The organism is Proteus vulgaris, assembly GCF_023100685.1.
Lineage (GTDB): Bacteria > Pseudomonadota > Gammaproteobacteria > Enterobacterales > Enterobacteriaceae > Proteus.
Genome location: NZ_CP090064.1, coordinates 799,866 through 821,361, shown reverse-complemented (window position 1 = coordinate 821,361; position 21,496 = coordinate 799,866). Strand labels below are relative to the sequence as shown.

19 protein-coding genes and 1 other RNA gene are annotated in these 21,496 nt (G+C 38.6%); 7 read left to right on the top strand and 13 right to left on the bottom strand.

Features of this window, described 5'->3' with window-relative positions; all coding sequences use genetic code 11:
* Positions 1-13: 13 nt before the first annotated feature.
* The 7 genes from LW139_RS03870 to apt form a co-directional block, all read right to left on the bottom strand.
* The gene (locus tag LW139_RS03870) at positions 14-1,489 is read right to left on the bottom strand and encodes a DNA-binding protein (RefSeq protein ID WP_166539506.1); all 1,476 of its coding nucleotides are present in this window, start codon (positions 1,487-1,489) and stop codon (positions 14-16) included.
* Positions 1,483-2,238, bottom strand: a complete 756-nt coding sequence (locus tag LW139_RS03865; RefSeq protein WP_109407964.1) for a PP2C family serine/threonine-protein phosphatase — start codon at positions 2,236-2,238, stop codon at positions 1,483-1,485. The genes LW139_RS03870 and LW139_RS03865 overlap by 7 nt, the downstream gene beginning before the upstream one ends.
* Positions 2,238-2,906, bottom strand: a complete 669-nt coding sequence (locus tag LW139_RS03860; RefSeq protein ID WP_227336451.1) for a vWA domain-containing protein — start codon at positions 2,904-2,906, stop codon at positions 2,238-2,240. The genes LW139_RS03865 and LW139_RS03860 overlap by 1 nt, the downstream gene beginning before the upstream one ends.
* Before the next feature lie 243 nt (positions 2,907-3,149).
* A complete protein-coding gene (gene recR / locus LW139_RS03855; protein ID WP_072069364.1) occupies positions 3,150-3,755 on the bottom strand; it encodes a recombination mediator RecR in 606 nt (201 codons plus the stop codon).
* Positions 3,755-4,084 carry a YbaB/EbfC family nucleoid-associated protein gene (locus LW139_RS03850; RefSeq protein WP_036932854.1) on the bottom strand — a complete coding sequence of 110 codons (330 nt, stop codon included), beginning with the start codon at positions 4,082-4,084 and terminating at the stop codon, positions 3,755-3,757. Before LW139_RS03850 ends, recR begins: the two co-directional genes overlap by 1 nt.
* A gap of 54 nt (positions 4,085-4,138) precedes the next feature.
* Complete coding sequence (gene dnaX, locus LW139_RS03845) at positions 4,139-6,112, bottom strand: DNA polymerase III subunit gamma/tau (protein WP_166539504.1); 1,974 nt, start codon at positions 6,110-6,112, stop codon at positions 4,139-4,141.
* A gap of 251 nt (positions 6,113-6,363) precedes the next feature.
* The gene (gene apt, locus LW139_RS03840) at positions 6,364-6,915 is read right to left on the bottom strand and encodes an adenine phosphoribosyltransferase (RefSeq protein ID WP_036932856.1); all 552 of its coding nucleotides are present in this window, start codon (positions 6,913-6,915) and stop codon (positions 6,364-6,366) included.
* Positions 6,916-7,052: 137 nt separating this feature from the next.
* Between apt and priC the strand changes: the two genes are divergently transcribed.
* Complete coding sequence (gene priC / locus LW139_RS03835) at positions 7,053-7,595, top strand: primosomal replication protein PriC (RefSeq protein WP_109407966.1); 543 nt, start codon at positions 7,053-7,055, stop codon at positions 7,593-7,595.
* An 11-nt stretch (positions 7,596-7,606) separates the two neighbouring features.
* Positions 7,607-7,774 (top strand): pleiotropic regulatory protein RsmS, encoded by a 168-nt coding sequence (gene rsmS, locus LW139_RS03830; RefSeq protein ID WP_166539503.1) that lies wholly within the window; start codon positions 7,607-7,609, stop codon positions 7,772-7,774.
* Here rsmS and mscK read toward each other — a convergent pair.
* The 3 genes from mscK to acrR all read right to left on the bottom strand — a co-directional run bounded on the left by mscK (position 7,771) and on the right by acrR (position 12,347).
* Positions 7,771-11,154 carry a mechanosensitive channel MscK gene (mscK, locus tag LW139_RS03825; RefSeq protein WP_413685685.1) on the bottom strand — a complete coding sequence of 1,128 codons (3,384 nt, stop codon included), beginning with the start codon at positions 11,152-11,154 and terminating at the stop codon, positions 7,771-7,773. The two genes, rsmS and mscK, sit on opposite strands and share 4 nt — an antisense overlap.
* Before the next feature lie 166 nt (positions 11,155-11,320).
* On the bottom strand, positions 11,321-11,674 hold the full coding sequence (locus LW139_RS03820; RefSeq protein WP_196553558.1) for a DsrE/DsrF/TusD sulfur relay family protein: 354 nt from the start codon (positions 11,672-11,674) through the stop codon (positions 11,321-11,323).
* A 28-nt stretch (positions 11,675-11,702) separates the two neighbouring features.
* On the bottom strand, positions 11,703-12,347 hold the full coding sequence (gene acrR / locus LW139_RS03815) for a multidrug efflux transporter transcriptional repressor AcrR (protein ID WP_166539500.1): 645 nt from the start codon (positions 12,345-12,347) through the stop codon (positions 11,703-11,705).
* Between the two features lie 124 nt (positions 12,348-12,471).
* On the opposite strand from acrR, the gene LW139_RS03810 reads away from it, so the two are divergent.
* The 4 genes from LW139_RS03810 to LW139_RS03795 all read left to right on the top strand — a co-directional run bounded on the left by LW139_RS03810 (position 12,472) and on the right by LW139_RS03795 (position 18,073).
* A complete protein-coding gene (locus tag LW139_RS03810) occupies positions 12,472-13,665 on the top strand; it encodes an efflux RND transporter periplasmic adaptor subunit (protein WP_109407969.1) in 1,194 nt (397 codons plus the stop codon).
* 14 nt (positions 13,666-13,679) lie between these two features.
* Positions 13,680-16,829, top strand: coding sequence for an efflux RND transporter permease subunit (locus LW139_RS03805; RefSeq protein WP_166539499.1), 3,150 nt, complete (start codon positions 13,680-13,682; stop codon positions 16,827-16,829).
* A gap of 631 nt (positions 16,830-17,460) precedes the next feature.
* The gene (gene tomB / locus LW139_RS03800) at positions 17,461-17,823 is read left to right on the top strand and encodes an Hha toxicity modulator TomB (RefSeq protein ID WP_109407971.1); all 363 of its coding nucleotides are present in this window, start codon (positions 17,461-17,463) and stop codon (positions 17,821-17,823) included.
* Between the two features lie 46 nt (positions 17,824-17,869).
* Entirely contained in the window at positions 17,870-18,073 is a 204-nt protein-coding gene (locus LW139_RS03795) for an HHA domain-containing protein (RefSeq protein WP_006535062.1), read from the top strand.
* Between the two features lie 359 nt (positions 18,074-18,432).
* Here the strand turns inward: LW139_RS03795 and ffs are convergent.
* Positions 18,433-18,529: signal recognition particle sRNA small type (gene ffs / locus LW139_RS03790), an RNA gene on the bottom strand.
* A gap of 320 nt (positions 18,530-18,849) precedes the next feature.
* Here ffs and tesB point away from each other — a divergent pair.
* Entirely contained in the window at positions 18,850-19,725 is an 876-nt protein-coding gene (gene tesB, locus LW139_RS03785; protein ID WP_166539498.1) for an acyl-CoA thioesterase II, read from the top strand.
* Positions 19,726-19,768: 43 nt separating this feature from the next.
* Here the strand turns inward: tesB and amtB are convergent, their stop codons facing one another.
* Positions 19,769-21,061: an ammonium transporter AmtB gene (amtB, locus tag LW139_RS03780; RefSeq protein WP_227336449.1), complete on the bottom strand. Its 1,293-nt coding sequence runs from the start codon at positions 21,059-21,061 to the stop codon at positions 19,769-19,771.
* A gap of 12 nt (positions 21,062-21,073) precedes the next feature.
* The gene (locus tag LW139_RS03775; protein ID WP_227336448.1) at positions 21,074-21,412 is read right to left on the bottom strand and encodes a P-II family nitrogen regulator; all 339 of its coding nucleotides are present in this window, start codon (positions 21,410-21,412) and stop codon (positions 21,074-21,076) included.
* Positions 21,413-21,496: the final 84 nt, after the last annotated feature.

Genomic DNA, 21,496 nt, shown 5'->3' with positions numbered 1-21,496 from the left:
GAACTCCCTCTCATTAAGGTTTTCTTTTCAAAATACGTAATGAAGGGAGAATAAAAATGATGAGTATAATAATGGCTATCATCATTAAAAAAATCACACTTAACATTGTTATTAGTAACTGCTCAATATAATTCGCTTTTATTAAGTCAGTTATCCAAGTAAAACCTAAATCCCCACTTGTTCCTTGAGGAATAAAATACATCAACAGTAATCCGAAAATAATCGGCGCTATGATGGCAATAGCGGTGTGAAAAATAACAGATGGAACTTTACTTATTGCTTGTTTTAACGCGATAAAAATAGCGGGTGGCTGTATTGGTTTAGCTGGAACCGTATGTGTAGGTACATGTCTAATATTGGCATTTTTGACGCTATTTTGGCGTATTTGCTCTCGTTGTATTTGACTTTGCTTTTGAGTAATAGCCACTTGCTGTAGTTGGGTTTGCCTTGCACATGCTGCACAGGCTTTACCCGCAAAATATTGGTGGTTTTTATCTTTCTGACATACCAACATTTGTTGCTTTTCAGGTTGTGCATACTCATACAGTGCCGTAGCCCATGTTTTCGCACTAGGTCTTAATGTTGGATTTCCTGAAAAAGCTTTATCAAATAATGTTCTCAGTTTATCGGGCAATTGTTTATGCCCACTAGCAACATTTGGGGTAATTAAATTATGCGTCTTTACGCCATAACCATAAAAACGACCAGCAATACGTCTAGGAATATCCGTAGGAACCGTGTCGTTTTTAGGACGACCACTAAAAGGATGGATACCAAAATTAAGCAGTTGAAAAATAATAACAGCTAAAGCAAATCGATCTTGTCTTTCTTCTTGATCTTGTAGAATAGTTTGTTTTGCTTGAAATTCTGGGGCTAAATATTCGACAGTAAATTGCCCTGCGGGATAGCGTATGTTTTCCCCTTGAATACTAAAACCATCACAATCAAGAAGAGACATATACAAACTTGATTTATAAAATCGCAGGTTTAATGGCTTCATATCAATAATACGATGCCCTTGTTGATGCAATGCATCAATCAACGAACAAAGATTATAAGCAAGGCTAACTTTAGCGCCCATTCCTGTGGGTAAATTATGGGCTTTAGCTTGACGCTCTTGAAGAATATATTCCAACTCTATGGTATTTTTCACATCAAGTTCGGGCATCACAAAGCCAACAAATTGCTTTTGGCTATTGTATAAACGTGCTTGAGGCCATGCGAGTTGAATTATTGGAATATCATTGACAGAAACAGCCTTTAATGAAGGCTCTAGTTTCTGCATTGCAGTAATTTTTTTCAGGTAATAGGCTTTATCAATTTTATCATGATAAACTTTTGATACTTGGAAAGGTGCATTATTAATGTGACTAACACTTCCTGCTCCCCCACTTTTTATCAAATCGCCAATCTGATAAATCTTGCCATTTTCATCTTGCAGTTGTGTTGTCCCAGATATCGCCGTCCCTTTTTTTCTCGCTTTTACCACAACTCTTCATCCCTGATACAAATCACTAAGGTCTTATCGTCACCCGTAATTGAGTGTGTACGAGGATCTGCCAATGTTCCCGCGAGTGCTTCACTTCCACTGTCTTCAGATACTGTTTTTAAATAACGGATCACTGGAGTGATAAACGGTTCATAAAGAGCATCACACGCTTTATTCATGGCAAAAGGCTGTACACCATCAGACATCAAAATAACTTGTTTTACTGGTTTATTGAGAGGAATAACGCGTAAATGCGCCTCCCAATTTTCTGATGTCACAAACCAAGTTTGATTTGCATATTCTCCGTTTTCTGGCTGTGATACATAACTTGTGCCATCGCAGTATTCCACCACAGCAATACCATCACCCAAATGGAATAAATAGCCACTATCATCACCAACCCAACATGCAACCAATGTTGATGCATATTCATTAAGTGCGCACTGTTTTATTTCTGCATATTCAGCCAGTTGGAGGCGAATATCTTCAATGAGCTGTTTTGCCCCTTGTGTTATCTGTTTTTCGGTTAACAAATCGATATTTGGCCACTCTGTGATACGCAGCGTAAATAACCGAGCAACAAGTTGAGCACCTTGCTCACTATAACGAGAGGAGCCTGCACCATCACAAACAGCAGCGATAAGATACTCACCTTTACGGCGAATAAAATAAGCATCTTGACAAGGAATTTGACGTTCTTGATGGGCAATGCCTGTCACCGATGCCCCATAAGCTAACCAATCGTTCATCAAACAGGTACACTCGCCCAAGAATCTGTTGAAGGTAATTGTGCTGTGCCGCCCGGTGTTGACTGAGAAACCACTTGCATACTGGCACTTAACCACAAGAATAATTCTTTAAATTGCAGCCCTTTTAGCATTTTCACACCATTAACACCATTACGGCTAAAGCTTCCCATCACTTCTGCTGATGCTCCATCAACCATAATCGGAAATACTGCCGTTTTTTGGCTTTCCTCTGCTTGGCGACAAAGCTGTGCCGCTTGTTCCCATTGATCAGTTGGTACACCATCAGACATTAAAAATAGCCAAGGACGAGTATAAGCAACACCCGCTTGTTTAAAGCGCTGTTTTTCAGCTTCTATTTCTTCAAGCGCTAGCGTGATAGCTTGTCCCATAGGGGTTGTGCCATTTGCTTCTAAAACAGGAGCCGTAAAATCCATAGCATCTTTCCAATCACCATGCACAGTACATTGGTCATATCCACCATATTCAATCACTAAAATACGCACGCGTTTTGCGGCAATCACATCATTTTTTAGTTCTTGTTCGAGTAGTTTAAGGCCTTCATTTAATTGTTGAATAGGCTGACCATACATACTACCGGAGCTATCTAACACTAAGATCAGAGGGGTACGTTGTTCACTGTTATCAACTAAGGCTACGTCAGGGATCATAAGATGCTCCATCATTCAGTTATTATTTTTCATGATAATGATTAATGTAACATAAAGATGCAAAATTCATCAGAAAGAAAAAAACGATAATTTGAAGATAAAGATATTTCTTAGAAAAAGTAGGTTTTAAGACTTAAAAATATTATTTTAAATTAGAATTGCGCTATTTTTCATAATATTAAATGAAAAAAGCACCTTGTTACATTAAGTAAAAGGTGCTTTTTAAATAAAATATTTATTTTATTAATAATGGATTTTTTGGCGTCCAGCAATAGAGTGTGAAAGTGTTGTACCATCAACCATTTCAAGCTCGCCCCCCACAGGAACCCCGTGAGCAATTCGGCTTGCCGTAATATCATACTGAGCGCAGATCTCAGCAATATAGTTGGCTGTCGCTTCACCTTCCACTGTCGGGTTTGTGGCCAAGATAACTTCTGAAATTGTTTCCTGGCTCAAACGCTCTTCAAGTCTATCTAAACCAATATCCATCGGTCCGATACCATCTAAAGGGGATAAATGTCCCATTAAAACAAAGTATCGACCCGCAAACTGCCCTGTCTGCTCGATTGCATGAATATCCGCAGGACTTTCGACAACACAAATTTGCCCATTTTGCTGACGACGAGCATTGGCACAAATAGTACAGCGCTCTTCTTCAGTAAAAGTTCGGCAATCACAGCAATGGCCGATTTCAGACATTGCACGCGTTAACGCTTGTGCAAGTCGCATACCACCGCTTCTATCGCGTTGAAGCAGTTGGAAAGCCATTCGTTGCGCTGATTTAGGCCCGACACCGGGTAAACAACGCAACGCTTCCATTAATGATTCAAGAAGTGGGCTAGTTTGCATTAGAATGGCATCTTAAAGCCTGGTGGTAATTGCATACCATTAGAGACAGAGGCCATTTTCTCTTTTTGCGTTTCATCAATACGACGCGCAGCATCATTAAAGGCGGCAGCAATCAGATCTTCTAGCATCTCTTTGTCATCTTCTAACAGACTAGGATCGATTTCAACACGACGGCAATTATGAGCACCATTGATAGTGATCTTGACTAAGCCAGCGCCAGATTCACCTGTCACTTCTAAGTTTGCGATCTCTTCTTGCATTTGTTGCATTTTGTCTTGCATTTGTTGGGCTTGCTTCATCAGATTGCCCAAACCACCTTTTCCGAACATAATTGTCTCTCTTTGTAAAAGCCACACAGTATGAAGTCATACAATATGTTGCGATTAAACAGGTCGGATACTCTCTTCATCCAATTCAGCATCAAAATATTGCTGTAATGTTTGAATTGTTTTATCCGTAATAATCGATTGACGCGATAACGCCAATTTTTCATCATAAATGGCTTGTCGCCACTCCAACGGCGTTTTTACCGCTGGATTATCATCTTCTATAATTGTGAGTGAAATTGCTTTTCCATGCAATTCACTTAATGCATTTGTGAGTGTGCGTAATGCATTTGCTGAATTTAAATGTTTCTGTCTAGTTCGTAAATGCAAAATCACGTTTTCTTCACTTACTGTCTCTTTATACGCATTTAATGCCAGTTGTTGCACCAATTTAGGTAATGGCATTTTTTCAATTTCAGCAGCCCACGCATCTCTTTCTTGTGATTCTTTCGCAATTTTGGCCGCTAACTCTGGCGTTTTTTCGTATTCGAGAACTTCTTTAATTTCTTTAGGCGAAGACACTGTCTCTTGTGTTGACATCAACTCAGGATTTTGTGGGCGCCATTGATATGCTTCTTTTTTCTTTTTTTCAGGTGCATTAGGATTAGGTTGACGTTTAGCAACTTGTTGACGTCTTTCACTCACGGCTGCTAGCCGTTCTAATGCACTAGCAGCCGGCTTAGCCTGATTTGGCGTCGCCGGTTCAGGCTTTTTTGGCGGGGTTTGTTGTTCAGTCCCCTTTATCGCCTGCCGTGCTCTTAAAAGTTGTGCCGCTGGACTATTACCTAACGAGGCATTGTTCATGGGCGAAGAAGAACGTGTATTTTGTGGCGAATGAGCCTGAGCCACTGGTTGCTCATGACTCACTGGCATTCGATTTGTTGTCGATGATGTAGAAGGCAAAGTTTGCGCTAATGGCGCAGAAGAAACCTCATCAATCACTGTTTTGGGATGAAAAGCTAACGCTCTTAATAACGTCATTTCAACGCCCATGCGTCTATCTGGTGCATAAGCCAGTTCTTTTCGTCCAACTAATAAAGTTTGATAATAGAGTTGTAAATCTTGTGGTGAAACAGATTTAGCCAATAGGCGTAAACGCTCTTGGGTAAATTGTTCTTGGGGATTATCCTCACTAGGCAATAATTGCAACATGGCAATTTGATGCAATAACGAAAGAGTCTCAACTAAGAAGTTTTCCCAATCAGTTCCTCTTGAAGCCACTTCATTGACCAGCGACATCACTTGTTGACCATCTGCTTTTACCAGTGCTTCAATCAGTGCTAAAGGCTGTGCATCATCAATAGTGCCAAGCATTTGACTTACAACGTCAGCGGTGACAACGCCTTCACCACTTGCTATAGCTTGATCTGTTAAACTTAAAGCGTCTCGCATACTACCATCGGCGGCACGAGCAATAAGCTGGCGTGCTCTTACATCATTTTCAATGTGTTCGGCAGTAAGCACTTTTTCGAGTTGTGTTGCAATTTGGTCAATATCCAATGCACGCAAATGAAATTGCAAACAACGCGATAAAATAGTGACAGGTAATTTTTGTGGATCGGTTGTCGCCAGTAGAAACTTAACGTGCTCTGGTGGTTCTTCTAATGTTTTTAATAGCGCATTAAAACTGTGGCGAGAAAGCATGTGAACTTCGTCAATCAAGTAGACCTTAAAACGTCCACGCGCTGGCGCATATTGCACATTATCAAGCAATTCACGGGTATCTTCTACCTTGGTACGCGATGCAGCATCGATTTCGATTAAATCGACAAAACGCCCCTGTTCTATTTCAAGGCAATTTGCACATTGACCACAAGGTTTACTCGTAATGCCTGTTTCACAATTAAGCCCTTTGGCAAATAATCGGGCAATAGTGGTTTTTCCGACACCTCGAGTACCAGAAAAAAGATAGGCATGATGAAGTCGCTGATGATCAAGACCATTAGCTAAAGCCGTCAACACATGACGTTGACCGACAACATCGTTAAAAGTTTGTGGGCGCCACTTACGGGCAAGTACCTGATAGCTCATTGATTCCGCTAAATTTGAACGAGATTTATCTCTATGCTAACACAGGGACGCCCCATTGAGCGAGATTTGTCAGAAACAAATGAGATATTGATGAAAGAACCGTCGAATATTTGAAATGTATCAGAGAGGAAAAACAATTGTGCGGGCCATAGATATTTATATATCACATCATAAATAACACAAAAGCACCCGCACTATTACTCATGTTTAAAATAATGACGTGTATCACCACATTTTAAACAGTGAAGAAATTAATGTCCTGGAAAATCAACCAGAGTAAAGCTATGAACGCCTTGTTTTTCTAAGCGTTCAATACCGCCTAAATCAGGTAAGCAGATAATAAATGCAGCTTCTGTTACAGTTCCACCTAAACGACGGATAAGACGGGCTGTTGCTTCAATGGTGCCGCCTGTTGCCAGTAAATCATCAACCATTAATACTTTGTCTTTATCCGTAATGCTGTCTTTGTGGATCTCTAAAGTATCTGTGCCATATTCCAAATCATAAGTTTCACTGAGCGTTTCGCGAGGCAATTTACCTTTTTTACGAACAGGAACGAAACCAACACCGAGGCGTAAAGCAACCGGAGCACCAAATAGGAAACCGCGAGCTTCGGTACCCACGACTTTAGTGATACCCTGACCTTGATAGTGCTCTACCAATAAATCAATGGTTGCCTGATATGCAGCAGGATTATCCAGTAATGTAGTGATATCACGAAATAATATCCCTTCTTTTGGATAATCAGGAATGGTTTCAATACTGTCTTTAATAAATTGCAGTTGTTGCGCGTTAGCAGTCATAATCAGTGCCATAATAAAAAACGAAACGATAGAATCTATGCAATATGCCGTTAAAATGCAACAGAAAGCCAGTTAACAACTCTTTTTTGTTGCTTTAAGTCAATTCATGTTTTTATCAAAACAGGAACAAGAACCCGATGAATAAACCTGATCCTTTAAGCTTGTTTAAAAAACAGATAGACAATCTTGCCGAAACACTGGCGCCTATTGCAAACAAAAAAATTGCAGCACCTTGCTTCGACACAGCACTGTTCCACCGCCGAAGTGATTCACTTGGCGGCTATATGCAACAGATCCGCGATAATTTTACCCAGTTAATCGCTTGTGTTGAGGCACAACGAAGCCAGCAGGTTAAATTTCTGGCCACTCAAATCCTACAACAAATAGAAGCATTAACTCGTGAATTATCGACACAAACACTAAGAAAGCAAGAGAACCAGCTTACTCAACGAAAAAAAAGTGTCGATTTATACCAAAAACTTGCCCAACATCAGGATTATGAGCGCAGATTACACGCCATGATCCAAGATAGAGAGCTTTCATTAACGCAAGCACAAAGTTTTATGCAACAACAAGAGTTGCAAAAAGAGATTGCTGCACTTGAAAATCGCCTAGCGCGTTGTAAAAACGCCCTTTTCTCTATTGAAAAGAGCATTGAAAAACAAGAAGATAAATTTTAAAGGCGATAATTATGAGTTTAAAAGAAGCACCAAAATCTGTTCAGTTGGCCGTTGATCTTATCTATTTACTTGAAAGTCACCATATTGATCCTAAAACAGCACTAGAAGCCCTTGAGATTGTGCGCCAAGATTATGAAAACAAATTGGCGACACAATCAACAAACACGCCCTTTAATTAAGCAAAAGGGGTATTGGCTTCAGGTGTCGAACCATCAAGAGGCCGTTTTACCTCTTGTACTTCATCACCTTGTTTATTATGCAAATAAACATCAAGTTGGTTAAATGCAATATTAATATCGTTTTCATTACAAAGCTTATCAATTGCACGATTCACTTCATCAATTGCAATACTTCTATCACCTAATGTTCTGACATAAAAACGTAAATCGTGGTTTAACGTACTGGCGCCAAATTCAGTAAATAACACGACTGGCTCAGGTTCAGTCATCACTCTGGTATTCTCTTTCGCTGCTTTCATTAAGATAGCTTTGACCTTATCTAGATCAGAACCATATGCCACCCCCACCTGAATAATAATGCGTGTGACAGTATCAGATAATGTCCAGTTAATAAGCCGTTCTGTTACAAAAGCTTTATTAGGAATAATTACTTCTTTGCGATCAAAATCTGTCACTGTTGTTGCTCTAATTCGAATTCGGCTAACTGTACCTGAATATGTTCCGATGGTGACGGTATCCCCAATCCTAACTGGTCTTTCAAACAAGATGATCAAACCAGACACAAAGTTTGCGAATATCTCTTGTAAACCAAACCCTAATCCTACCGTTAAAGCCGCCGCTAACCATTGTAATTTCTCCCATGCCACACCTAATATTCCCAGAGAGACAATGGTGCCTATTGCAATAATAACGTAGGTTAAAATAGTCGTAATAGCGTAAGAAGCGCCTTGTTGCAGTTTGATACGCGATAAGATTAATACCTCTAATAAACCTGGTAAATTTCGCGTCATAAACCAAGAGATTGCCATGATAGAAACAGACAATAAGAGATCTGCTACTGTGACGGCTTTAACCACATTTCCCAACTCTGTGGGTAATGTATAGCTCCAGAGTGTAATACCATCTAAATAGGTAAATACAGTAATAAAATCGGACCAAATCCCGTAGAAACTAGACGCAAAAATGATAAATAAAATCATTGTTGTCAGTCTTAATGATTGCTGATTGATTTGCTCCATATCCATTGGAGGCTCTTGAATAGGTTCAAGGCCATTATCTTCACCCTCTTTTTTTTCTTTTAACATTGCTTGTCGACGTTCAAGCGCTCGACGATAAGCAAGTCTTCTAGCAGCAACGGTTAATCCTCGTAAACTGGCATGATAAGCAGTGAACCACAACATAAGCAGATATAAGCTATCAATCCAACGATTTGCTAAACGCAACGCCGTATAGTAATAACCAAAAATTACTAATCCCATTAAAATTAAAGGCGAGAATGTTAATAGGGTGATCACAACCGTTCTAACAACATGATTCCCTTTTTCTTGCCACATTTCGCGACAAAACGGCAATGCACATAAACTAATGCAAAACAGTGAAATAATCGCAACCAACTGCCCAATAACATCCCCCACCAGTGATAATGGGTTATTAATACCGTAAGCAGAAAGCAAAATAATCGGTAACATAGGAAGAGAAAGACGCAATAAACGTTTACGGTTTTGCTGAACTCTCTCTACAGGAATTTTAAAATGTTTTACAGCAACGCCATTATCAGACATTAAACGATAAGACCATTCAAACATCAGCCAAAATACCGCAAATTGCCAAGCAAAAGACCAGATAAACTCTTGTTGCACGTTAAAACTATTTATTAGCCAATAGCCAATCGCTAAAACAAAACAAGAAAGTGGTAATGTTTTTAAGAAAACAATACCTAATGCCAGTGGTGTATGTAGCTGAGAATCTTTATTGAGCTTATTAATATCCCCATTAAGTTTTTCAAACTGAGTATCAAGTTTTTTACGTTGCCAAATCAGTATTAAACCAAACAGAATCAACGCAATAAGGACAGGAAGTGATTTCTTAGCCCCGATCAACAGATTTTCATTTGACCAATTCAATTTAAAACTTTGGAATTCTGCCACTGCTTGAGAAGGAAATGTTGAAAACCAATTGAGATTAATAGGTTTATTACTACTCACCCAGAAAATTTGTTGTGCTAATGTACTTTCTAAAGAGCTTACGACACTGCGTAATTGTTGCTGATCCATTTGCAGGTTAATCGAACCTGAAATTTGATTGCCTAATTGATTATTGAGTTTATCAAGCAACTCCCGACGTGCATCAACAAGTAATTCTAATGCACTACGTAACTCTTTTAGTACATTAGGGTCGGTGACTTCAGGATGAGTAATTTGGTATTCCTGCATCAACCGATCAATATAGATATTGGGTTGTATTATCTGATCACGTTGTTTATTAATTTCAAATTGCTCTAACCGCAAATCAGCGATTTTATCAGGCAAATTATTAATAAAAATACCATCCGGCAAATCAACTTGCTCTTCAAATAAAATTCGGGAAAGTAACAAACTTCCTTTTAATACATCAATTTGTTCTTTTAGGTTTCGTTCAGATTGAATGGCTCTATCTAAGCGGTTTTTCACCATTAAGCTATGGCGATTTAGTTCGTTATTATTTTGTGTTGTAACGATCAGTTTATCACTAAGATGCTTATTGATTTCTGTTTGCGCTAAATAGAATGGATCATTATTAATCGCTTGATTATCAAGTTCGGTGCTTTGTGCTTCTTTAGCTGTTTCTTCTGAACTATCTAGACGTTTATCGCTGATGGCATCTTGAAGCAGTTGTGCGCGTTCCTGTGAAAGGTCAATATACGCAGAGCTATAGTCACGTTGAAGTTGTAATAAGCTTTGTAATTGCACATTTGACTGTAATGTACGTTTTTGAAAATTATTTTGTTGTTGAAGATAATATTGCTCTAACTGTAATAACTGCACAGCAGAAGGCCGCATTTGTGCTTTATCTGCACTACTTTTATTCAGCAATGTCCTTATTTGTTGCAATCTATCTGAGTTATTAAATAAAACAGATTGCGCCCTTTCAGGTTGTGTCTGTAATACGATAAGTTCATTACTGTAATTAGCTAAATCATCTTGGGATTTTTGTAAGGATTGTAGAACACTTTCTAATTGCGATTCTAATGTTGCTAATGGTAATGCTTCCAATGATTTTTGGTAGTCATCTGCTTCTTTATTAGCGACTTTTTGTTTTAATTGATTAAGTTGATATTGCGTACTACGCAGCTTTTCAGGTAGTTGCTCTACCGTTTTATCATAATTTACTGATTTTTTTTCTAGCTGTTGAATATTATCGAGTAATAAAAGTGATTGTTCTAAATCCGCAATTGTTAATTTATCTTCTGCACTTAACTCACTACGTTTATTTAATAAATTAAGCTGATTTTGAATATTTTCTTGAGTCGGTAGATTACTTGAAACCGCGGCTAAAACCGAAGTAATAGAGAGGCACCAAAGAATAAAAATAATAGCAGTCGCGGCGACAATCGTCGTCATTCGATTATTAAATTGAGAAAAAAAAGTTTGTATCCGCATGGTTAAGCAACTTGTTCAATTAATATTGAAAAACTGTTTATTAGTATAATCCAATTACGTTCAATTGGCAGTGTAAACAGAACAAGTTGCTTGGGGTTGTTTCTCGGCTGAGAAAATGAAGCGACAATCAGAATGTTAGGATTTTATCCGCATCAAGCGTCCATTGTGCCAAATCAACTAATGTACCTAACTCTGCACCATCAACTAATGGTAACTCACTGATACCACGAGTATCTGTACATGTTTTGCATAATTTAACAGGAACATTTTGTGCCGTTAAAATTTCCAGCATTTGTTGTAAGTTATAACCTTCTTTAGGCTGTTGGCGAGCTAAAGCCCCTGTAACAGCATCTGACATTAAAAAGATATTTAATTGAGTTTCTGGGTGCTGTTCTTTTAATGTAATAGATAAACGCAGTGCGTTAAATAATGACTCATTACCATAAGCTGCACCATTAGCAATAACTAAGACCTTACTCATAGATGTCTTCCTTTTGTTTAATAATAAATTAAGAGGACGCAGATATTCTCATATTTGCACTGTGCTTTATCATATCAATAAAGCTATCAACCAAATATTGACTTTCATCTTTGATAGAAAAGCTTTCTGGTGAAAATAACCAATTTTCAGCAAGCCCAGTCATCATAGCTCTTAACATGATGGCCGCCCTTCTTAAATTAAGGTCGGATGGTAGTTGTTTTTTTTCAACACAACGAGATAAAGATTGTTCTATTCTAGAGTAATCAGCTGCACACAATTCTCTACGAATTTCAACAATTGGTGTCATTTCACCGACAAATTCGCATTTATGGAAATATATTTCTAAAAGTGCATTATGTTTAGGATCTTCGACAATCGATGTCAATATGTAAATAAGCAATTCTCTTAATACAAATAGTGGATCATCTGGGTATTTTGTTTGATACTCTATTTCTAAAGATTCTATTTTTAAGTCGGTGAGTTCGCACGCTTCAGTAAATAAATCCACTTTATTTTTAAAGTGCCAATATATTGCGCCACGGGTAACTCCTGCAGCGGCCGCAATATCTGAAAGTGATGTGGCAGAAACGCCTTGCACAGTAAATAGCCTAAGTGCAGCATCAATAATCTGCTGTCTTGTCTCTTGTGCCTGCCGTTTAGTTTTTCGTGCCATTAATCCTCGATTTTGACTGAAGTTAATTTACATACATTCATGTATGTTTGTACTATACATCGCAATCAATCATCAACTTAATTATTTTTATCCCGGGAAACAACGTTTGAATAGAGGTTTTCTTATGCGAAAAAACAGAGGGGTTTTGCCTCTGGCTCTGTTAGTGCTATCAGGCAGCTTGGTTCTTGCTGGATGTGACGACAAAGCTAAACAGTCTGCTGGGGGGCCTCCTCCTGCTCCGGCTGTAGGTGTTGTGACTTTAGGAGCGCAAGCTCTGACAATCACCACTGATTTACCAGGTCGTACATCAGCCTTCCGTATTGCTGAAGTTCGCCCTCAAGTTGGCGGCATTATTTTAAACCGCAATTACAAAGAAGGTAGCTATGTAGAAGCGGGTACATCTTTGTACCAAATCGACCCAGCTATTTTTGAAGCAACTTTAAATAGTGCGCAAGCTGAATTAGCGAAAGCTAAAGCTAATGCTGAAATAGCTCGTCTCACTGTGGAGCGTTATAAGCCTCTGCTAGGTACAAACTATGTCAGTAAACAAGATTTTGATACTGCAACATCTCAATATGCACAAGCTGTAGCTGCTGTTAAAGCAGGAGAAGCAGCTGTAACAACTGCAAAGATTAATCTTGAATATACAAAAGTAACAGCGCCAATTTCAGGCCGTTCAGGTAAATCTACTGTGACTGAAGGTGCACTTGTCGCTCCAGGTCAGCAAGTAGCACTAACTACAGTTCAGCAAATCGATCCGATTTACGTCAACGTGACACAATCGAGTGAAGATTATCTGAAACTTAAAAATGAAATTGAAAGTGGCGTTATTCGTCAAGAGCAAGGCAAACCTGTTGTTCATTTAACATTGACTAATGGGCAAGCTTACGCACAGAAAGGCCATTTAGAGTTTTCTGATGTCACTGTTGATGAAACAACCGGCTCAATTACTATGCGTGCTATCGTACCTAACCCTACTGGGGAACTATTACCAGGTATGTTTGTTCGTACTAAATTAGAAAATGGTATTCGTCAAAATGCAATTTTGATCCCACAGCAAGCTGTTATTCGTACTGCTCGTGGTGAAGCGACAGCAATGGTTGTCAATAAAGACAATGTTGTTGAAGTTCGTACCATTGATGTGTCACAAGCTGTTGGTAATAAATGGCTCGTTAATAGTGGTGTTCAGGCTGGTGAGCGCGTTATCGTTTCTGGATTGCAAAAAGCAAAACCAAAAATGACAGTAACGCCTCAAGAAGAAAATTTAGATGCTAAGCCATCACCTGAACAAACTGAGCCAGCTAAGAATCCTCAATAAGGAGTCGGTGATCCATGCCTAAGTTTTTTATAGATAGACCGATATTTGCGTGGGTAATTGCGATAATTACCATGCTCGCAGGTCTTCTGGCACTCATCAAACTGCCTGTTGCCCAGTATCCAACGATTGCACCGCCAGCGATTTCTATCTCTGCGGTTTATCCTGGTGCTGACGCCACCACTGTGCAAAATACAGTTACCCAAGTTATCGAACAGAATATGAATGGTATCGATAACATGGTGTATATGTCTGCGACCAGTGACTCAGCCGGTATGATGAATATCACTCTGACCTTTGAAGCAGGTACTGATCCTGATATTGCGCAAGTACAGGTGCAAAATAAATTGCAACTTGCTATGCCATTATTACCTCAGGAAGTGCAACAACAAGGGATTAGTGTTGATAAATCCTCAAGTTCATTCTTGATGGTTGCAGGTTTCATCTCAAATGACGGTTCAATGTCACAAGATGATATCGCAGACTATGTGGGTGCAACGATTAAAGACCCATTAAGCCGTGTAACCGGTGTGGGTGAAACCCAGTTATTTGGTACCCAATACGCAATGCGTATCTGGTTAGATCCAGATAAACTGGTGAAATATAACATGACAACACTTGATGTTATCGGTGCGATTAGAGCACAGAATAACCAAGTGGCAGCAGGTCAATTAGGGGGTACACCTCCTGTTCCTGGTCAGCGTTTAAACGTATCTATTATTGCTCAAACTCGACTTAATACCGCAGAGCAATTTGGCGATATCCTGATGAAAGTCAATACAGATGGTTCGCAGGTTAAGCTAAAAGATCTCGGTGTGGTTGAAATGGGTGCTGAAAGCTACAGTACTATTGCTCGCTTTAATGGCCTACCCGCTTCTGGTATTGGTATTAAATTAGCAACAGGTGCTAACGCATTAGATACCGCCACTGCTGTACGTGCTGCATTAGCTGAAATGGAACCGTTCTTCCCTGCGGGATTAGAGGTCGTTTATCCTTATGATACAACGCCATTCGTTAAGATCTCTATTTTCGAAGTGGTAAAAACACTTGTTGAAGCTATTATGCTGGTATTCGTAGTTATGTATCTGTTCTTACAGAACTTCCGAGCTACGTTAATTCCAACAATTGCAGTACCTGTTGTATTGTTAGGTACTTTCGCCATACTCTCAGCGTTTGGTTATTCGATAAATACCTTGACGATGTTTGCGATGGTGCTTGCCATCGGGCTTCTGGTGGATGACGCCATCGTTGTGGTAGAAAACGTCGAACGTGTTATGCAAGAAGAAGGTTTATCACCTAAAGAAGCAACACGTAAATCTATGGGACAAATCCAAAGTGCACTGGTGGGTATCGCCCTTGTGCTTTCTGCGGTATTTATTCCAATGGCATTCTTTGGTGGTTCAACAGGTGCGATTTATCGCCAGTTCTCTATCACCATCGTATCAGCAATGGTTCTGTCTGTTTTCGTTGCATTGATTTTAACACCTGCACTTTGTGCAACGATGTTAAAACCAGTACCAAAAGGCAGTCATGGTGTGCAAACAGGCTTCTTTGGTTGGTTTAACCGTACCTTTGAAAAAAGCAGCCATCACTATACTGATAGTGTATCCCGTACTCTTCGTGGTACTGGTCGTTACTTATTAATTTACGTTTTATTAGTCGCAGGCATGGCATTAATGTTTATTCGCTTACCTGCATCGTTCTTACCAGAAGAAGACCAAGGGGTATTACTGACAATGGTTCAGTTACCTGCTGGCTCCACACAAGAACAGACTCAAGACGTATTAGAAAGAGTAAATGACTACTTCAATACCGATGAAAAAGAACTCGTTAAATCCGTCTTTACCGTAAGTGGCTTCGGCTTCGGTGGTCAAGGCCAAAATATGGGTCTGGTCTTCGTTGTATTGAATGATTGGGATGAACGTAAAGCAGATGAAGACAAAGTTCCGGCAATTGTAGGGCGTGCCAATATGGCATTATCCCAAATTAAAGAAGCCTTTGTTTACTCATTTAATATTCCAGCAATTGTTGAATTAGGCTCTGCGGGTGGTTTCGAATTCGAGTTAGTCGATAAAGCGAATCTCGGTCACGAAAAACTCATGGAAGCACGAAATCAATTACTCGGAATGGCGGCACAACAATCTCAAATGTTGATGGGTGTGCGTCCTAATGGTCAGGAAGATACGTCACAGTATCGTCTATATATTGACCTAGAAAAAGCACAGGCTCAAGGTGTTGCAATCAGCGATATCTATTCAACATTAGGTACCATGTTTGGTGGTAGCTACGTAAACGACTTTATCGACCGTGGTCGTGTTAAGAAAGTTTATGTTCAAGCTGAATCACAATTCCGTATGTTGCCACAAGATATTGGTAATCTTTATGTTCGTAACAATGTTGGTCAGATGGTTCCATTCTCATCATTCATTGATACAAGTAAAGATCCTTGGTTATATGGCTCTCCACGTTTAGAGCGTTATAACGGTTTACCTGCAGTCCAAATTCAAGGTAGTGCAACACCGGGTCAAAGTAGTGGTGATGCAATGCTAATGATGGAAGATCTCGCAAGTAAATTACCAAGTGGTATTGGTTATGAATGGACAGGAATGTCATATCAAGAACGTTTATCTGGTAACCAAGCGCCTGCGCTGTATACCATTTCCTTGATAGTTGTATTCCTCTGCCTTGCTGCTCTTTATGAAAGCTGGTCAGTACCGTTCTCTGTTATGCTCGTGGTTCCTCTAGGTGTTATCGGTGCGCTGTTACTCACCACATTCCGAGGCCTTGAGAACGACGTTTACTTTAAGGTTGGGCTCTTAACAACCATTGGGTTATCGGCGAAAAACGCAATCTTGATTGTTGAATTCGCCAAAGACTTGATGGAAAAAGAAGGCAAAGGACTCATAGAAGCAACGTTAGACTCTGTTAGAATGCGTCTACGTCCAATTCTAATGACCTCTCTGGCCTTTATGTTAGGGGTTATTCCTCTGGTATTAAGTAACGGTGCAGGTTCTGGTGCACAGAACTCCGTAGGTACAGGTGTATTCGGTGGTATGATTGCCGCAACCTCCCTCGCTATCTACTTTGTTCCTATTTTCTTCGTCGTGATCCGTAGACGTTTTGCGAAGAAAAACGAAGATTTAGAGCATCCAAGTAATTCACACTAATTTGTCTGTGAATACAAAAAAGGTCGCATAAGCGACCTTTTTCTTTATCTATTGATATATCGTTTAAAATGAAAACTTATCTCAGTATATTATTTTTAAAAAATATCTCTTTAATCAATAAACTCATTTTATTTTTTTTCTTATATATGACTTTTTGTCAAAATCAAACAGAGTGTTATTTATAAATAACAGCGATAAATAGACCTCATTTACACGCTTAAACATGTAAAATACAATAAAAACAAAGATAATCATAATGTTAAAAAAACATCATCTTGATTGGAATATATTAATTTTTACGAAAATAGACAAAATTCTGTTGTTCAGATAGTGACTTATGCGATAATAGTGCTATATTAAGCAAAGAAGCATTTTATTGTGTATTTTTTAAACTCCTTTGTATGCAATGAGTATTTGATATCATCTTTTGATATGCTATTACTTTGTTAGAAATAATAAATATAATTATTAAACTCTTTTAGCATACGGGTAAATATAAATGCCCAATCTCAAGTTTGTGTTTTTTTATTAATCCATTAATGAATTATGTGATGTGTCTCATTAATAAGTCTAACTATACGTATTTACCATTATTAATGAATATTTTCTATTAATTCAGCCACGATAAGTTATGGACGAATATTCACCAGAAAAAGTAGATTTAGCTGAATTGTCGTTTTTATGTGAAGAGCTATTGCAGCAAGCTTTAGGCTCATTAGATAAAGGCAACACCGTTTGGCACAATGATCTGAGTAGCACAAAAAGCGTTGACCTTAATGTCTTAATTGAACACATTATGGACTTTAGTTGGAAATTTAAGATTAAATACCCTGATAAACAAGTAATTAATACTCTTATAGAAGAGTACCTTGAAGAAACCTATCGTTTATTTGGTAATACATCAATTTCTTACTCAGATATCAATAATTGGAAAGAGTTAAATCATTCACTTTTAACCCTTATAGCCAAAAACCCAAAAAGTTATATTAAGTAAATTTAATTATCTTTAGTTTTATTTTAAATAATAGAGAAAAGACAACATGACTAAGACAGACTATCTAATGCGTTTAAGAAAATGTACCTCAATCGAAACATTAGAGCGAGTAATTGAAAAAAACAAATACGAACTCTCTGATGATGAGCTGGAGCTATTTTATTCAGCGGCTGATCATCGTTTAGCTGAGCTCACTATGAATAAACTCTATGACAAAATTCCAGCATCTGTTTGGAAATTTGTAAGATAATTTAGTTCTATTTAATTACCTTAGTTTTATTTTTGCTATTTTTATTTTTTATAGTAGTAGGGTTATTAGTTCTTAATTTAGATATCGTTTTTATTCACGTTTTCTTATCAGTAGAATGATTACACACCATCATGCCGTTAACTTATTACGGCATGACTGCATTATCTTACTCAAAATCCCTCTTTCATATTATAAATATCATCAGCTATTTTCTAATAATGCATCCAGACATTGAATATATTATTTTCTACATACGTAATATTGATATTCAAAAACGGAGAAATAACACACAAAAAGCATTATTAGTTAGTGAAAAAATAAGAAGAGATAAATTTTAGAAGGCTAGAAATTGGGTGGGGCCTTGCCAGCGACATCCCGGCACACGCGACACCTGCCATGGCTGCTTCCTTCCGGACCTGACCGAGTTAACAAGTTAGCGTTGCGGGAGAACCAACAAGACCCCATAGATTGTCTTATTGCTAAGACGTCACGCATTATGTTTTAAACTCACAAAAATAGCAAGGACAGTGAGCCTAAGTGATGATTAATTACCCAAATTAAGGCTTATCTCTTATTCATCGACCTTTAACACTCTTTTTGCCTTTCTTGATATCCTCCCCGTCCTAAAGTGAAGCCATAAACAATAATCTCATTACCCATGTTCATTTATCATTAGATTGCTACCGAAGATAAAAAGGAGATTGTTTTTTTATATTCTTAGGATTGTATATAATCACTTTATAAAAAATAACCCGATCTAATGGTACAGGTACACTATGAGTCAAGCATTGAAAGATCTCATCAATTTAATGGCACTTGAAAAAATAGAAGAAGGTCTATTTAGAGGGCAAAGTGAAGATTTAGGATTACCACAAGTTTTTGGTGGTCAAGTTGTAGGACAGGCACTGTATGCAGCAAAACAAACTATTGCAGATAATCGCTATATTAATTCCTTTCACAGCTATTTTTTACGCCCCGGTGATAGCCATAAACCTATCGTTTATGATGTAGAATTTATCCGTGATGGAGGTTCATTTAGCACTCGTAGAGTCAGTGCTATCCAACAGGGTAAGCCTATTTTCTATATGACGGTTTCTTTTCAAGAGTTTGAGGAAGGTTTTGAACATCAAGATGCAATGCCTGATGTTCCTTTTCCCGATGAGCTTATCTCACAAGATGATATTTTGAAAAAATTGGCACCTAAATTACCAGAGCCGATTAAATCTTTAGCATTACGAGAAACTCCTTTTGAAGCACGCCCAGTACAATACTTTAGCCCTTTTGGCTATTCTAAAGCACCCGCTGAACGCTATGTTTGGTATCGCAGCCGTGGTGAAATGCCATCAGATCCTTTTTTACATCAATATATGTTGGGCTATGTTTCTGATTTTGACTTCTTACCCACAGCTCTCCAACCTTATGGTTTAGGATTTATGGATCCAAGCCTTCAAGTAGCGACAATAGACCATTCAATGTGGTTTCACCGTCCATTCCGCATTGATGATTGGTTACTGTATGTGATTGAAAGCCCATCGGCATCAGGAGGAAGAGGATTTGTTAGAGGTAAATTCTTTAACACGAATGGCCAATTAGTTGCTTCATCCGTTCAAGAGGGAGTTATTCGTCAAAAACGCCCTAAATATACAAAATAATTAAATAAGCATATTCCCCCCTCAAAAGAGGGGGAATAGACAATTACTGCTGATAAGCACGTTCACCATGAGAGGTTAAATCTAATCCATCATGCTCTTCTTCTTCAGAAACTCGTAATCCCACCAGCTTATCTGCGATTTTAAAACTAAGATAAGCTACAACTCCTGACCAAATCACTGTAATAACAACACTCATTAACTGTATTAAAACTTGCTTGCTTAATGTCATACCATCGCTATAGCCCACTCCCCCTAAAAATGAAGCCGTAAATATCCCCGTTAATAAACATCCCGCAATGCCACAAGTTCCATGGATGCCAAAAACATCACAAACATCATCAGCTTTTAGCCACCGTTTTAAAATAACAACACCCCAAAGTCCGATAATTCCACCTGTAACACCAATAAATAATGCGCCCATAACACCGACAGTGCCTGCAGCTGGCGTAATCGCCACCAGTCCAGCAATACAACCAGAGCAACTGCCTAACATTGATGGTTTTCCTCTAGTGATCCATTCTGATGCAGTCCAAGAAAGCACTGCCCCTGCCGTTGCAATCACTGTATTCAAAAATGCTAAGGCTGCAATTGCATTTGCACTTCCCGCAGAGCCTGCATTGAAGCCAAACCAACCAATATAAAGCACAGCCGTTCCAATAAATACCATCGGTAAATTATGAGGCTTAAGGGCTAAGTGTTGATAATCACGTCGCTTACCGAGTAAGTAAGCACCAACAAGGGCAGCAACAGCCGCATTGATATGAACCACGGTTCCGCCTGCAAAATCAAGTGCGCCATCATCAATTAGCCAGCCGCCTTCTCCCCATACCATATGAGCGATCGGAATATAAGAAAACGTAAACCAAATAACCGTAAAAATAACCAACGCTGAAAAACGGATACGCTCACCCAGTGCTCCAACAATCAAGGCAATCGTTATTACAGCAAAAGAGCCTTGAAAAGCAATGTGTACATATTGATTAATTGAACCTGAAACTGACGCTAAAGAAATATTACTTAAGAAAGTAAGTGACCACCCACCCCACACTTTATTACCCGCAGTAAAAGCTAAACTGTAGCCAAAAGTTATCCAAAGAATGATCACAACACTAAAGATCATCATCACTTGTGTTATCAATGAAAGTACGTTTTTACTTCTCAGTAATCCCCCATAAAACAGGGCAATACCAGGGATAGTCATAAAAAAGACCAGTGCAGTGCAAATCAACATAAAACCATTATCAGCTTTATCGATAACCGAGATTTCAGAGGCAAATGCTGATGAAGAAAAGTTTGTAAGTACTAACATTAATAATAAAGAAAGTAAGCTTTTCATCGAAATTCTCCTTTAAAGAGCCTCATCACCAAACTCACCCGTACGAATACGAACAGCTTGTAATAATTCCAAAACAAAAATTTTGCCATCCCCCACTTTGCCCGTATCTGTCGCTTGCATAATCGTTTGTATAACAGGCTCAAGTTGCTCATCACTGATGGCGAGTTCTATTTTCACTTTGGGAAGAAAATTAACTTCGTATTCGGCCCCTCGATAAAGCTCTGCATGCCCTTTCTGCCGCCCATATCCCTTTACTTCACTGATTGTCATCCCTTTTATACCTAACTCAGAAAGTAACTCTCTGACCTCTTCTAATTTAAATGGCTTAATTATGGCGATGATATATTTCATATAAACCTCGTCGATGTAAGAAAGAACAATGTTTATAGAGCAAAAGACATGCCAATTTTTAATGTATTGATATTTAAATAAAAA